Origin of the sequence: Ligilactobacillus acidipiscis, from assembly GCF_900116935.1 — a bacterium.
Taxonomy (GTDB): Bacteria; Bacillota; Bacilli; order Lactobacillales; family Lactobacillaceae; genus Ligilactobacillus; species Ligilactobacillus acidipiscis.
Genome location: NZ_LT630287.1, coordinates 1,714,359 through 1,729,398, shown reverse-complemented (window position 1 = coordinate 1,729,398; position 15,040 = coordinate 1,714,359). Strand labels below are relative to the sequence as shown.

Here is a 15,040-nt window from a genome sequence, read left to right as displayed (position 1 = left end):
TTTTTTCACGACCTTTCGTAAGATCAGGTTTTGAAAGTCAAAAACATTTGACCTTCTTTGACCTTTATGGTTTTATTATACAAAGTTCTGAGAAAACTTCAAGCTATACGCTTAGAAAAATATTTGTTTTTCATGCTATAATTGCATTCGGAATTAAATAAGGAAAGAAGGGGCAGTTATGAGCAAAGATTATCAGCAGATGTTAGAGCAGATACGTTCGGGTGAATTAGAGGAATTCGAGATCAATACGGACGAATTTATGGACTTTCAAAAAGTTTTGATGGAGTATTCGCATCGCAAAAAAGTTGTGGGGAGTGCTAAACGCGGCGGTGGAGCTGTCTATCACTATGATCACACATCGGAGCATGAATAAGATTATTTTATCTGTAAGATGTAGTTTAATATGATGAAAATGAATTGTGCAAAAGATAGTTTTCAATTCAATTAATGAAAAACTATGAAAATACAATCGCATAGGGTAGCACCTTGTTTAAACATTAGCTACACGCAGAACCTTTGATTTTAGCGCTTTATCGCGTGAACTCATATGATTGGAAAGCAAAACAAACTTGTTTTATCACATGATACATGGTATTATTTTTTTAGCGAGTTTTACCATGAAGTAGCATTTTATGGACAGTTTTAAATGTAAACGTGTTCGGAAAATTTGTCTCACTTTTCATTGGTCAAGCTCAACAATTTTTTATACTCAAAGGAGAATGGTTTAAAATGGAAAAGAAAGACTTTCACGTAATTGCAGAAACAGGTATTCACGCTCGTCCTGCTACTTTGTTGGTACAGGCAGCAAGCAAATTCAATTCTGACATCACATTGGCATTCAACGACAAATCAGTTAATTTGAAGTCGATCATGGGTGTTATGTCTTTGGGCGTTGGCCAAGGTTCAGACGTAACTATTACTGCCGAAGGTGCAGATGAAGCAGATGCTATTGCAGCAGTTGCTGAGACAATGAAAAAGGAAGGACTTGCTGAATAATGACGAAAATGTTGAAAGGGATAGCAGCCAGTGATGGTATTGCCGCAGCTAAAGCTTACATGCTTGTGCAACCCGATTTATCATTTTCCGAGACAAAAATTGATGACCCAGAAGCTGAAATTGCTCGTTTAAACGACGCTGTTGCAGCTTCGAAAAAAGAGCTTGAGGTCATTAAAACTAAAGCTGCTGAAAATTTGGGTGATGAAGAAGCACAGGTTTTCGAGGCGCATTTGACCATTCTTTCTGATCCAGAAATGTTGGGTCAGATCAGTGATAAAATCAAGAATGATAAAGTTAACGCAGAAGCTGCAGTCAAGAGTGTGACTGACATGTTCATTCAAATGTTTGAAGGTATGACCGATAATGCCTACATGCAAGAACGTGCTGGTGATGTTCGTGATGTTACGAAACGTTTGATGAGTCATTTACTGGGTGTTACCTTACCGAGTCCTGCTTTGATCAATGAAGAAGTTGTCATTGTAGCTCATGATTTGACACCATCTGATACAGCTCAATTATACCGTAAGTATGTCAAAGGGTTTATCACTGATATTGGTGGACGGACATCACATTCTGCAATCATGTCACGGACACTGGAGATCCCAGCTATTGTTGGTTCCGGTTCCGCTACGGATGACATTAAAGCTGATCAAACAGTGATCATCGATGGTATTAATGGTGATGCTTTAGTTGACCCAAGTGATGCTGAATTAAAAGAATATCAGCAAAAAGCTGACGACTTTGCCGCACAAAAAGCAGAATGGGCTCAGTTGAAAAACGAACAGTCTGTTACTGCTGATGGTAAGCAAGTTACTCTTGGTGCCAATATTGGTACTCCAAAAGATGTTGAAGGTGCCACTGATAATGGTGCCGAAGCAGTTGGCTTATTCAGATCTGAATTCTTATACATGGATGCTTCCGAGTTGCCATCTGAGGATGACCAATTTGAAGCATACAAACAAGCAGTTGAAGGTATGAATGGCAAACAAGTAGTTGTGCGCACGATGGATATTGGCGGCGATAAGAAATTACCTTATTTGCCATTACCTGAAGAACAAAATCCGTTCTTGGGTTATCGTGCTATCCGGATCTCTTTGGATCGCCAAGATATTTTCCGGACACAGTTACGAGCTTTGTTACGTGCTTCTGCCTATGGCCGTTTAGCAGTCATGTTCCCAATGATCGCAACAGTCAAAGAATTCAAAGATGCTAAGGCTGTCTTTGAAGAAGAAAAGGCTAAGTTGGTTACTGACGGTGTTAAGGTTTCTGATGATATCGAAGTTGGTATGATGATGGAGATCCCTGCAGCTGCAATGATTGCTGACAAGTTAGCTAAATACGCTGATTTCTTTAGTATCGGTACTAACGACTTGATTCAGTACTCAATGGCTGCAGACCGGGGCAACGAACACGTTTCATACTTGTATCAACCATATAATCCTTCATTGTTACGTTTGATCAAGAATATCATCGATGCTTCCCATAAGGAAGGCAAATGGACTGGCATGTGTGGTGAAATGGCCGGCGATCAAGTCGCTGTTCCATTGCTTGCAGGTTTAGGATTAGATGAGTATTCAATGAGTGCAACTTCAATTTTGAAGACTCGTAGCTTGTTGAAGAAACTTGACACAAACAAGATGAAAGAATTAGCTGATAAAGCTGTGACTGAATGTGAAACAACTGAAGAAGTTGTTGATTTAGTACACAAGTATACTGACTAATTACAAATAAATTAGAGGTTCGAATAACTCGCATTTTGTGGGCTTATTCGAGCTTTTTTTGTTGTAAACAGTTTGACAAGTAAGTGGAAGACTGTATAATCAGCTTTGTCGTTTTTAAAATAAATTGTTTAAGAAAAGATTGTGTTAACAGGCATTTAGTTGCTTATAGTTGTCGAAAACAATATAATGATACTTGACTATTATTCAGACTAAGGGGGATCACCGTGAATATAGGTATATTTACAGATACATATTATCCGCAAGTCAGCGGTGTTGCGACTTCGATCAAAACATTGCGTGAACAACTAGAGAGTTTGGGGAATAATGTGTACATTTTTACAACAACGGACCCTAAGGTCGATCAAAACGTTTTTGAAAGAAATGTTTTTCGATTTACGAGTCTTCCTTTCATTTCGTTTACGGATCGCAGGATCGCTGTCCGTGGTCTTTTTCAAGCGTATGAGATCGCCAAAGAGCTCAACTTGGATCTGGTTCACACACAGACAGAATTTTCAATGGGAATGATCGGCAAGTTTGTTGCTAAAAATTTGAAGATCCCATGCGTGCATACTTACCATACGATGTATGAGGATTATTTACATTATGTGATGAAAGGCAAAGTTTTACGGCCTTCGCATGTTAAACAGCTCAGTAAAACTTATTGCGAGCACATGGCGGGAATAGTCGCACCTAGTACCCGTGTCTTGGATACTTTGACCGGTTATGGTGTCAAAGAGCCGATTTCGGTTATTCCCACAGGAGTAGATGTCAGAAAATTTTCTGGGCCAAAAAATACGAAGTTACGGGAAAAATATGATATTTCTTCGAAGACGCCTTTAATGTTAACGTTGAGTCGAGTCGCCTATGAAAAGGATATTGATCGGTTGATTGATGCATTCCCTGAGATCCAAAAACAAGTCCCAGGAGTGAAATTGATGATTTGCGGTGATGGTCCAGCTAAGGACCAACTAAGTCAACAAGTTGCGCAGATGGGTTTGACTGACAAAATCATTTTTACTGGAGAGATCGATCACGATGATGTACCTGCTTATTATCATATGGCAGATCTCTTTGTTTCTACTTCTATTTCAGAATCACAGGGATTAACTTTTATCGAAGCCATTGCTGCCGGTTTAAAAGTTGTTGCTGCTAGTGGCCCATATACAGATGATTTGTTGGATAACTTAAATATTGGGACTATTTTTGAAACCCCAGTGCAATTTGTCCAAGAAGTGGTCAAATATTTGAATGAACCGGCCAAGTTTAATGATCAAAGGTTTCGCGAGGAAAAAATTGCCAGTATTTCGGCAGAAAATTTTGGCGAACAGATCATGCAGTTTTATCAGGATAGTTTTACTTTCTTTGCTGAGGCTCAAGCGAGTCGTTCAAGAGAAAGTATTTAAAGTTTTGTGTAGGAGCGATCAACATGTTAACAATCCGTATGTATTCGTCCGCGGCTAAAGTCGACGGACAAGGAGTGGGCAGCGCTTACTCTGAATTGATCGATTTATTGGAAAAACATTATCCGACCGAGATAAACTTGATCGTTAATCGTTTTGGCAGTGCTGACGTTAGTCATTATCACACGATCGACCCGCAGTTTTACTTATCGACATTTTCGCCGAAAAGTGGTCGGAAGGTAGGTTACGTTCACTTTTTGCCGGAAACGATGAAGGGCAGTCTGCAAATGCCCGCATTGGCTGCCAAGGTCTTTAATTCATATATGATTTCTTTTTATAAGAGGATGGACGCTTTGGTAGTGGTCAATCCGTCGTTTATTCCAAAATTAGTTGCATATGGGATCGCTAAGAATAAGATCACCTATATCCCTAATTTTGTATCTAAAAAAGAATTTTATCCGTTGAAGCAGGAGCAAAAAAATAAACTGCGTGCTAAACATGGCTTAGATCCTCATAAATTTACAGTGATCGGGGTCGGTCAGGTTCAGGCACGTAAGGGGCTTTTTGATTTTATTAAATTAGCGCAACAATTACCTGATGTGCAATTCGTCTGGGTTGGCGGCTTTTCTTTCGGGAAGATGACTGATGGATATAACGAACTCAAGAAGGTCGTCGATGATCCGCCAGCTAATTTATTTTTCCCGGGAATAGTAGCACGGCAGGAAATGAATGAGTACTATAATTTAGCCGATCTGTTCTTGTTGCCTTCTTACAATGAATTGTTCCCGATGAGTGTATTGGAAGCTTTTAGTTGTGAAGTGCCAGTATTGTTACGTGATCTGGAGCTGTATCATTCAATTTTAACTGGTTATTATGAACCGGCTGTTGATGTCGTCCAGATGAAAGCTAAAATTGAGCACTTTAAGGCTGATCGACAAGCTTTAGGTGAGTTGAAGGATAAAGCTGTTCGTGCTTCTGCTTATTACAATGAAGATCATATGGCTGAAGTTTGGCGTGAATATTATACAGGACAAGCAAAGTTGGGCCGCTGATGAATTGGAAAAATAAGTTGAGCTTATTAGTTGTCATACTAGTAGGTGTGGGAATTTTTATCTATTCGATGAAAGATGTACCGTTCCATATTATCAGACATGAGCTTGCTGATCTGAGATGGTACTGGTTGATCTTTGCAGTGCTGTGTATGCTGATCTCCTTATTGTTTGAGGGAGCGATCGTCTATGTGTTATTAAAGAAGCAGTATCCTGGCTTTCGCTTTCGAGATGCTTTTCGGGTACCATTGATCGAACAATTATTTAACGGTATCACCCCTTTTCAAAGCGGTGGCCAGCCTGCGCAGCTGTTCGCATTATTACAGTCTGGGATCGATGCGGGCCGTGCAGCTTCTAAAATGTTGATGAAATTCGTGGTTTATCAATCGATGATAGTCGTGTGCTTTTTGATTAGTTTGGTAGCACAATTTCATTACTTAGCAGCAAAATTGCATGCTTTATCTGCCCTTGTGATTTTTGGATTCTCAATTCATTTTTTTGTAATTGCTGGGCTGTTAATGATCATGTACTGGCATTCTTTTACGAAAAAGCTTGTTGGGGTTTGCCTAAAACCTGTGAAGTGGTGGGCGAAACCAGAGACTTATCAGCGTTACAATGCTTATTTCACCGAAAAAATCGATAATTTTTACCTTGAAAGTTTAAGCCTACGCGATGATCCACTTACATTGGTCAAGGTCAGTTTGTTAACTTTAGGACAGCTTTTATTTTACTATGTCATCCCATACTTTATTTTACTTTCTTTAAGGGTGACTAATATTGATCCGTTGACGGTCGTTGGTATGCACATTTTGATCGTAATGATTATTTCGTTGTTTCCATTACCGGGTGGATTAGGCGGCGCTGAGTTTAGCTTTTCTGTTATTTTTGCTACCTTTTTGACCCAAAATGGGAAAGTCGTCTTAGCAATGATACTTTGGCGTTTGATCACATATTATTTAGGAATGTTTTTGGGAATGGGCGGTTTGGCTGTGGAACCTTATAGGATCAAGCAGTGAGTTCTTCCAAGCTTCAGTTTTTAACTGGGGCTTTTTTTGAACGATTGGGTTTTGCTGCTTGTTAAGTACTAGTAAAAAAAGAGGCCAAATCGACCTAATTTAAGAATTTCAATTTTATTTTGTTTAAGAAAATGTTATTATCGTTTTTGTATGTAATAGATATATCAGATAGTTTTGTCTGGTACCTATTTAGCAGTTTTAAAGAGTGGAAAAGGGGTTTGTCATGGAAAATTCACAATTAGTTGCGATTATTTCGCGCTTGGATGCAATGATCAAGAGTGCCGATGATGAAGTAGTTTCAAGACGTTTTGAAAAAGAAGGGGAAGAACGTGGTGTAGTTACTTACGACCCGAAAGCAAACGCCTTTGAATTAGAAGAGATCAGTACCAAACAAAAATTTCAATTCGATAACATTGATCTAGCTGCAATAGAAATTTACGACTTGCTTGATTATTGATTATTAAGTTAAACTGAAGATATTGTATTTTCAGTTTTTCTTTTTTATTAATCCTTTATACTTGTCAGCAGGCAAGTTTTTAATTTGGAGGAATTTTGTAAAATGAATTCGTTTTTTAAAAAAACACGGCAAGTTTTAAGTAACAGAGCAGGTTTTTTCTGGCTAGTCCTTTTTTTATTCTGGCTTAAAACATACCTTGCTTATCAAAATAACTTTACTTTAGGTGTTAATAACACAATGCAGCAATTTTTGCTGTTATTAAATCCGCTTCCTGTTGGATTACTTTTGATAGGTATTGGTTTATATTTTGGCGGCAAAAAGTCTTATTGGATCGAGATCATTGTGAGTCTGATCCAATCCACTTGGCTATTCGCTAATACATTATATTATCGTGAGTTCTCAGATTTCTTATCATTTGGTATTATTAAATCTTCTAGCTCCGTTTCAAATAATCTGGGTTCTAGTATTTTAGAGATCATTCATCCGACTGACTTTTTGTTATTCTTGGATGTTGTGATCCTGATATTGATGATGTCGTTTAAGGTGATCCAGCCTGATCAGTCCCGTCCTAAGAGACGTTATGGTGCCATTACTTCAGTTATTGCCATTGTTTTATTTGGGATCAACTTGAGCTTGGCAGAAGGCGACCGTTCGCAATTATTGACCCGAACTTTTGATAATAACTATATTGTCAAGTACTTAGGCGTTGATTTTTTTGCCGGATATTCAGCTTATCAAACGCATCAGCAAACATCTACTAGAAAAAATGCCAATAGTAGTGATGTGGACAAGGTCTTGGATTTCGTCAACAAAAATCGTTCGCAGCCGAATGTGTCGTATTATGGCAAAGAAAAAGGCAAAAATGTCTTTATTTTCCATCTGGAAAGTTTCCAGCAATTCTTGATAAATTACAAATCTGATGGCGAAGAAGTGACACCGAATATCAACCGGTTCTATGCGGATCAACATACCATGTCTTTTGATAATTTCTTTAATCAGGTTGGTCAAGGTAAAACATCTGATGCGGAAACGATGTTAGAAACTTCTTTATATGGTTTGCCTTCTGGTTCTAGTATGACATCTTACGGTTCTTCTAATACCTACCAGGCTTTACCAGCGTTTTTAGATCAAAGAGGATATGCAACAGCTTCAATGCATGGCGATGTGGGTAGTTTTTGGAATCGTGATAATACCTATAAGTCATGGGGCTATCAGTACTTTTTTGACTCGGCTTATTTCGATGATAAAGATGATTATAATAATGGCTATGGGATGAAAGATAAGATTTTTCTGAAGCAGTCTGCTAAGTATCTCGAGCAGTTGCCGCAGCCGTTTTATGCTAAGATCATTACTGTTACTAACCATTACCCATATGATTTGGATAAGCAGAATCAATCGATCGCTAAGACCAAGACTGGTGACAAAACCGTTGATGGCTACGTTCAAACTGCTCATTATCTAGATCAAGCGTTTGGCGAATTCATTAATTATCTCAAGAAGTCAGGCTTGTATGATGATTCGATGATCGTTGCTTATGGTGATCACTATGGTATTTCCAATAATCATCCAAAAGCATTGGCAAAGCTTTTAGGTAAGAAGTCTGTCTCTAAATACGACTTAGCGATGTTAGAGAAAGTTCCGTTTATGATCCATTCTAATAATTTGCAAGGTGGGGTCAATCATACATACGGCGGTGAGATCGACGTGATGCCGACGTTAATGGACCTTTTGGGTATTAAAGATGATGATACTATTCAACTAGGCAATGATCTGCTGTCGACTAATAGAAATCAGACAGTTGCTTTCCGGAACGGGGACTTTGTTTCTCCTGATTTAAGTAAACTTGGCAGTAAGGTTTATGATAACCAGGGTAAGAAGATAGACACTAAGAAGCTGACTGCCCAGCAAAAGCAGATTTTAAAAGAGCAACAAGATCATACTGATAAGTCGCTGTCAATGTCTGACAAGATCACAACTGGGGATTTATTACGTTTCTACACGCCACAGGACTTTAACAAAGTGGATAAATCGCAGTATAAATATAAATATTCAGACGGGATCAAAGCATTGAAGAAGGCACGTCGTGAGAAGAAATCTAGTTTGATAGATCAAAATGGCGGAAAGTCCACTCAAGATCTGTATGAAACTGATGCTCCTGAATTAAAAGATGATGACAATAAATAAAATAGATTTTTTTTAACAGTCCCTTACTTATTTGGGGGCTGTTTTTTTGTTGCCGTTCGGCTGCACAAGAGACGTTTTTTTTATTGCAAGAAATTGGCGGAGGAAGATTATGTGTACTGGCTGATCCGTAGCAGTTATCTGAATTCATGGTTTTGAGAGTCTGTTAACGAATTGATCAAATAGTTTTTAGCCGCTTTATGCTGTCCTTGAGATGGCTAATAAGTCAGAGACAAACTTTTTGATGAACGATCTGGTGGGTCTGCTTTTAAATAATAGTCAACGAAATATTGATTATTTAATTTTTAGCAGTGGAGTGTTACGGATCATTTACAGTAAAAAAGAACATTTTTCCGTTTTTAAATACCTAGGACAGCAAAAGACAAACATTATTTTAGATTTCCGGTTTTTTTGTTAGCATCAATAAATTTAAATTTAGAAATGCAAAAAAGTTATTGACGAAGTCTCGAAATGTTGCTAAGATAGTATTTGTCGCTAAGGCGCTGTGGCAGTTTGAATTTCTTTGAAATTTGTTGTTGACAGCGTCGCAATCGACATTGTATAATGTTTAAGTTGTCGATTTTACTTATTCTAGAGTATTATTGATATTTTAGTAATTAAGTAAGACACTTACAATTTTTTCATAATAAAGATTGAAATAAATGTTTGACAATTGTTTCAAACAATGATAAAATATACTTTGTTGTGAAATGACAAGTAGATCTTTGAAAACTGAACAAAGTTTCGACAAATCAAATGTGTGAGGTCGCTTATCTTAATGATAAGTGCAAACAACATTTGCGAAGTCAATTCGCTAGTAAAATTTATGAGTCACAAACTTTAAAATGAGAGTTTGATCCTGGCTCAGGACGAACGCTGGCGGCGTGCCTAATACATGCAAGTCGAACGCAATCTTTAGCCACTGAGTGCTTGCACTCAGCAGTTAAAGTGCGAGTGGCGAACGGGTGAGTAACACGTGGGCAATCTGCCCAAAAGTGGGGGATAACACTTGGAAACAGGTGCTAATACCGCATCAACCGGCTGACCGCATGGTCGGCCGGGCAAAGACGGCGTCAGCTGTCGCTTTTGGATGAGCCCGCGGCGTATTAACTAGTTGGTAAGGTAACGGCTTACCAAGGTGATGATACGTAGCCGAACTGAGAGGTTGATCGGCCACATTGGGACTGAGACACGGCCCAAACTCCTACGGGAGGCAGCAGTAGGGAATCTTCCACAATGGACGCAAGTCTGATGGAGCAACGCCGCGTGTATGAAGAAGGTCTTCGGATCGTAAAATACTGTTGTCAGAGAAGAACACGTGATAAAGTAACTGTTATCGCGCTGACGGTATCTGACCAGCAAGTCACGGCTAACTACGTGCCAGCAGCCGCGGTAATACGTAGGTGGCAAGCGTTGTCCGGATTTATTGGGCGTAAAGGGAACGCAGGCGGTCTTTTAAGTCTGATGTGAAAGCCTTCGGCTTAACCGGAGAAGTGCATTGGAAACTGGAAGACTTGAGTGCAGAAGAGGAGAGTGGAACTCCATGTGTAGCGGTGAAATGCGTAGATATATGGAAGAACACCAGTGGCGAAAGCGGCTCTCTGGTCTGTAACTGACGCTGAGGTTCGAAAGCGTGGGGAGCGAACAGGATTAGATACCCTGGTAGTCCACGCTGTAAACGATGAATGCTAGGTGTTGGAGGGTTTCCGCCCTTCGGTGCCGCAGCTAACGCACTAAGCATTCCGCCTGGGGAGTACGATCGCAAGATTGAAACTCAAAGGAATTGACGGGGGCCCGCACAAGCGGTGGAGCATGTGGTTTAATTCGAAGCAACGCGAAGAACCTTACCAGGTCTTGACATCTTTTGACCATCTGAGAGATCAGAAATTCCCTTCGGGGACAAAATGACAGGTGGTGCATGGCTGTCGTCAGCTCGTGTCGTGAGATGTTGGGTTAAGTCCCGCAACGAGCGCAACCCTTATTGTCAGTTGCCAGCATTCAGTTGGGCACTCTGGCGAGACTGCCGGTGACAAACCGGAGGAAGGTGGGGATGACGTCAAGTCATCATGCCCCTTATGACCTGGGCTACACACGTGCTACAATGGACGATACAACGAGTCGCGAGACCGCGAGGTTTAGCTAATCTCTGAAAGTCGTTCTCAGTTCGGATCGTAGGCTGCAACTCGCCTACGTGAAGTCGGAATCGCTAGTAATCGCGGATCAGCATGCCGCGGTGAATACGTTCCCGGGCCTTGTACACACCGCCCGTCACACCATGAGAGTTTGTAACACCCAAAGCCGGTGCGGTAACCATTTTGGAGCCAGCCGTCTAAGGTGGGACAGATGATTGGGGTGAAGTCGTAACAAGGTAGCCGTAGGAGAACCTGCGGCTGGATCACCTCCTTTCTAAGGAAAATTACGGAAACTCACACGATTTGTTACATGAAACTTTGTTTGGTTTTGAGAGGTCTACTCTCAGATCCGTTCTTTGAAAACTGAATAACATTTATTTCTTGATCAATAATTTTATTAAACCGAGAACACCGCGTTTGAAAGAGTTTCAAACAAGAATTCAATTATTAAGTATTAAACGCAAACTCATGACCCATTTATCTTTGATAAATGAGAGGTTAAGTTAGGAAGGGCGCATGGTGGATGCCTTGGCACTAGGAGTCGATGAAGGACGTGACTAACTGCGATATGCTTCGGGAAGCTGTAAGTAAGCAATGACCCGGAGATCTCCGAATGGGGCAACCCAATGACTGTAACGAGTTATTATCGCCGGCTGAATACATAGGCCGGTGGAAGACAGACGCAGGGAACTGAAACATCTAAGTACCTGCAGGAAAATAAAGAAATTTCGATTCCCTCAGTAGCGGCGAGCGAACGGGGAACAGCCCAAACCAAGAAGCTTGCTTCTTGGGGTTGTAGGACTGGACATTTGAGTTACCAAGAAAAACTGTAGCCAAACGGCCTGGGAAGGCCGGCTAGAAAGGGTGACAGCCCCGTAGGCGAAACAGTTTTTCCTCAGTCCAGGATCCTGAGTACGGCGGAGCACGTGAAACTCCGTCGGAATCCGGGAGGACCATCTCCCAAGGCTAAATACTACCTAGTGACCGATAGTGGACCAGTACCGTGAGGGAAAGGTGAAAAGCACCCCGGGAGGGGAGTGAAACAGTTCCTGAAACCATGTGCCTACAAGTAGTCAGAGCCCGTTAAGGGGTGATGGCGTGCCTTTTGTAGAATGAACCGGCGAGTTACGTTAACGTGCCAGGTTAAGGTGGAAAGACCGGAGCCGCAGCGAAAGCGAGTCTGAACAGGGCGCACGAGTACGTTGACGTAGACCCGAAACCAAGTGACCTACCCATGTCCAGGTTGAAAGTGCGGTAAAACGCACCGGAGGACCGAACCCGTGTATGTTGAAAAATGCTGGGATGAGGTGTGGGTAGCGGTGAAATTCCAAACGAACTTGGAGATAGCTGGTTCTCTCCGAAATAGCTTTAGGGCTAGCCTCGGAAGTTAAGGATCGTGGAGGTAGAGCACTGTTTGGACTAGGGGCCCGTCTTGGGTTACTGAATTCAGATAAACTCCGAATGCCACTGATCTTGTTCCGGGAGTCAGACTGCGAGTGATAAGATCCGTAGTCGAAAGGGAAACAGCCCAGACCACCAATTAAGGTCCCTAAATATGTGTTAAGTGGAAAAGGATGTGGGATCGCACAGACAACTAGGATGTTGGCTCAGAAGCAGCCACCATTCAAAGAGTGCGTAATAGCTCACTAGTCGAGTGATCCTGCGCCGAAAATGTAACGGGGCTAAACACATTACCGAAATTGTGGATCCGACCGTCAGGTCGGGTGGTAGGAGAGCGTTCTAAGGGCGAAGAAGCCGGACCGTCAGGACCGGTGGAGCGCTTAGAAGTGAGAATGCCGGTATGAGTAGCGCAAGGTCAGTGAGAATCTGACCCACCGTATGACTAAGGTTTCCTGGGGAAGGCTCGTCCTCCCAGGGTTAGTCGGGACCTAAGCCGAGGCCGCAAGGCGTAGGCGATGGACAACAGGTGGAGATTCCTGTACTGATCAGATCTGTTTGAGCAATGGAGGGACGCAGGAGGCTAACGGAGCGTGCAGCTGGAATTGCACGTCCAAGCAGCGAGTCGCAAAACGAGTGAAAGGCTTGTTTTGGTGGTAGATGAGCTGTGATGGGGAGCGAAATTTAAGTAGCGAAGGAAGTCATGTCACACTGCCGAGAAAAGCTTCTAGTGAGGATCTGATCACCCGTACCGCAAACCGACACAGGTAGTCGAGGAGAGTATCCTCAGGTGAGCGAGTGAACTCTCGTTAAGGAACTCGGCAAAATGACCCCGTAACTTCGGGAGAAGGGGTGCTGGTCGACAGACCAGCCGCAGTGAATAGGCCCAGGCGACTGTTTATCAAAAACACAGGTTTCTGCAAAATCGTAAGATGACGTATAGGGGCTGACGCCTGCCCGGTGCTGGAAGGTTAAGAGGATGAGTTAGCGCAAGCGAAGCTCAGAATCGAAGCCCCAGTAAACGGCGGCCGTAACTATAACGGTCCTAAGGTAGCGAAATTCCTTGTCGGGTAAGTTCCGACCCGCACGAAAGGCGTAACGATCTGGGCACTGTCTCAACGAGAGACTCGGTGAAATTATAATACCCGTGAAGATGCGGGTTACCCGCGACAGGACGGAAAGACCCCATGGAGCTTTACTGTAGCTTGATATTGGGTGTTCGTGCAACTTGTACAGGATAGGTAGGAGCCGTAGAAAACGGGACGCTAGTCTCGTTGGAGGCAGTGGTGGGATACTACCCTCGTTGTATGAACACTCTAACCCGCGCCGGTTGATCCCGGCGGGAGACAGTGTCTGGTAGGCAGTTTGACTGGGGCGGTCGCCTCCCAAAAGGTAACGGAGGCGCCCAAAGGTTCCCTCAGAATGGTTGGAAATCATTCGCAGAGTGTAAAGGCAGAAGGGAGCTTGACTGTGAGACTTACAAGTCGAGCAGGGACGAAAGTCGGGCTTAGTGATCCGGTGGTTCCGTATGGAAGGGCCATCGCTCAACGGATAAAAGCTACCCTGGGGATAACAGGCTTATCTCCCCCAAGAGTCCACATCGACGGGGAGGTTTGGCACCTCGATGTCGGCTCATCGCATCCTGGGGCTGTAGTCGGTCCCAAGGGTTGGGCTGTTCGCCCATTAAAGCGGTACGCGAGCTGGGTTCAGAACGTCGTGAGACAGTTCGGTCCCTATCCGTCGCGGGCGTAGGAAATTTGCGAGGATCTGTCCTTAGTACGAGAGGACCGGGATGGACACACCGCTGGTGTACCAGTTGTCTTGCCCAAGGCAGCGCTGGGTAGCTAAGTGTGGATGAGATAAACGCTGAAAGCATCTAAGTGCGAAACTCGCCTCAAGATCAGATTTCCCATTCCTTTATGGAAGTAAGACCCCTGAGAGATGATCAGGTAGATAGGATGGAAGTGGAAGTGCCGTGAGGCATGGAGCGGACCATTACTAATCGGTCGAGGACTTAACCAACGAGTCGCGTGTGTGGGCTCGGTGAGATAAAAGCAGTGAGAAATGAATGTTAGTCAGTTTTGAGGGAACGGATCTCTCAAAGAAAAAAAACACAAGTGCGGTGGCGATAGCACGAAGGCTACACCTGTTCCCATGCCGAACACAGCAGTTAAGCTTCGTCACGCCAAGAGTAGTTGGGGGATCGCCCCCTGTGAGGGTAGGTAGCTGCCGCGCTTTGTTTTTGTTATTCCGGCATAGCTCAGTTGGTAGAGCATCTGACTGTTAATCAGGGTGTCGACGGTTCGAGTCCGCCTGCCGGAGTTTTTATTGATGGAGAGCTGTCCGAGTGGCTTAAGGAGCATGATTGGAAATCATGTAAGGGGGCATGCCCTCCTTCAAGGGTTCGAATCCCTTGCTCTCCGTAGATAAATGACCCGTTGGTCAAGTGGTTAAGACACCGCCCTTTCACGGCGGTAACATGGGTTCAAATCCCGTACGGGTCATATTGGAGGATTAGCTCAGTTGGGAGAGCGTCTGCCTTACAAGCAGAGGGTCACAGGTTCGAGCCCTGTATCCTCCATAAATAATTCGGTCCTATGGTGTAGGGGTTTATCACGCCTGCCTGTCACGCAGGAGATCGCCGGTTCAAATCCGGCTAGGACCGTTAGGATAAGATTTCATCTTATTCA

General features: G+C 42.9%; 8 protein-coding genes, 5 tRNA genes and 3 rRNA genes. All 16 read left to right on the top strand.

What is annotated here, in order from left to right; genetic code table 11:
* The first annotated feature begins 178 nt into the window (after positions 1-178).
* Positions 179-373 carry a hypothetical protein gene (locus tag BQ5903_RS08045; protein WP_010497036.1) on the top strand — a complete coding sequence of 65 codons (195 nt, stop codon included), beginning with the start codon at positions 179-181 and terminating at the stop codon, positions 371-373.
* Positions 374-729: 356 nt separating this feature from the next.
* Entirely contained in the window at positions 730-996 is a 267-nt protein-coding gene (locus BQ5903_RS08040) for a phosphocarrier protein HPr (protein ID WP_010497037.1), read from the top strand.
* Positions 996-2,717: a phosphoenolpyruvate--protein phosphotransferase gene (ptsP, locus tag BQ5903_RS08035; RefSeq protein ID WP_079579302.1), complete on the top strand. Its 1,722-nt coding sequence runs from the start codon at positions 996-998 to the stop codon at positions 2,715-2,717. The genes BQ5903_RS08040 and ptsP overlap by 1 nt, the downstream gene beginning before the upstream one ends.
* 224 nt (positions 2,718-2,941) lie before the next feature.
* Entirely contained in the window at positions 2,942-4,120 is a 1,179-nt protein-coding gene (locus BQ5903_RS08030) for a glycosyltransferase family 4 protein (protein WP_010497040.1), read from the top strand.
* Positions 4,121-4,143: 23 nt separating this feature from the next.
* Positions 4,144-5,169 (top strand): glycosyltransferase family 4 protein, encoded by a 1,026-nt coding sequence (locus BQ5903_RS08025; RefSeq protein ID WP_010497042.1) that lies wholly within the window; start codon positions 4,144-4,146, stop codon positions 5,167-5,169.
* Positions 5,169-6,182, top strand: a complete 1,014-nt coding sequence (locus tag BQ5903_RS08020; RefSeq protein WP_079579301.1) for a lysylphosphatidylglycerol synthase transmembrane domain-containing protein — start codon at positions 5,169-5,171, stop codon at positions 6,180-6,182. Before BQ5903_RS08025 ends, BQ5903_RS08020 begins: the two co-directional genes overlap by 1 nt.
* A gap of 223 nt (positions 6,183-6,405) precedes the next feature.
* A complete protein-coding gene (locus BQ5903_RS08015) occupies positions 6,406-6,639 on the top strand; it encodes a YkuJ family protein (RefSeq protein ID WP_010497047.1) in 234 nt (77 codons plus the stop codon).
* Between the two features lie 102 nt (positions 6,640-6,741).
* Positions 6,742-8,823, top strand: a complete 2,082-nt coding sequence (locus tag BQ5903_RS08010) for an LTA synthase family protein (protein WP_010497049.1) — start codon at positions 6,742-6,744, stop codon at positions 8,821-8,823.
* Positions 8,824-9,661: 838 nt separating this feature from the next.
* Positions 9,662-11,226: ribosomal RNA gene (locus BQ5903_RS08005) — 16S ribosomal RNA — on the top strand.
* 222 nt (positions 11,227-11,448) lie between these two features.
* A 23S ribosomal RNA gene (locus BQ5903_RS08000) occupies positions 11,449-14,372 on the top strand.
* Between the two features lie 96 nt (positions 14,373-14,468).
* Positions 14,469-14,585, top strand: a 5S ribosomal RNA gene (rrf, locus tag BQ5903_RS07995).
* The 16S, 23S and 5S rRNA genes sit together here with 5 tRNA genes alongside, the layout of an rRNA operon.
* A 14-nt stretch (positions 14,586-14,599) precedes the next feature.
* Positions 14,600-14,672: transfer RNA gene (locus tag BQ5903_RS07990), tRNA-Asn, on the top strand.
* An 11-nt stretch (positions 14,673-14,683) separates the two neighbouring features.
* Positions 14,684-14,773: transfer RNA gene (locus BQ5903_RS07985), tRNA-Ser, on the top strand.
* A 9-nt stretch (positions 14,774-14,782) separates the two neighbouring features.
* Positions 14,783-14,854: transfer RNA gene (locus BQ5903_RS07980), tRNA-Glu, on the top strand.
* 4 nt (positions 14,855-14,858) lie between these two features.
* A tRNA-Val gene (locus BQ5903_RS07975) sits at positions 14,859-14,931 on the top strand.
* Between the two features lie 10 nt (positions 14,932-14,941).
* Positions 14,942-15,015: transfer RNA gene (locus BQ5903_RS07970), tRNA-Asp, on the top strand.
* The last annotated feature ends 25 nt before the right edge of the window (positions 15,016-15,040 follow it).

What these genes read in the sequence shown, in the direction of transcription:
- ptsP (WP_079579302.1), top strand. Translation starts at nt 996, where the DNA reads ATGACGAAAATGTTGAAAGGGATAGCAGCCAGTGATGGTATTGCCGCA.
- BQ5903_RS08010 (WP_010497049.1), top strand. Translation starts at nt 6,742, where the DNA reads ATGAATTCGTTTTTTAAAAAAACACGGCAAGTTTTAAGTAACAGAGCA.
- BQ5903_RS08020 (WP_079579301.1), top strand. Translation starts at nt 5,169, where the DNA reads ATGAATTGGAAAAATAAGTTGAGCTTATTAGTTGTCATACTAGTAGGT.
- BQ5903_RS08040 (WP_010497037.1), top strand. Translation starts at nt 730, where the DNA reads ATGGAAAAGAAAGACTTTCACGTAATTGCAGAAACAGGTATTCACGCT.
- BQ5903_RS08025 (WP_010497042.1), top strand. Translation starts at nt 4,144, where the DNA reads ATGTTAACAATCCGTATGTATTCGTCCGCGGCTAAAGTCGACGGACAA.
- BQ5903_RS08015 (WP_010497047.1), top strand. Translation starts at nt 6,406, where the DNA reads ATGGAAAATTCACAATTAGTTGCGATTATTTCGCGCTTGGATGCAATG.
- BQ5903_RS08045 (WP_010497036.1), top strand. Translation starts at nt 179, where the DNA reads ATGAGCAAAGATTATCAGCAGATGTTAGAGCAGATACGTTCGGGTGAA.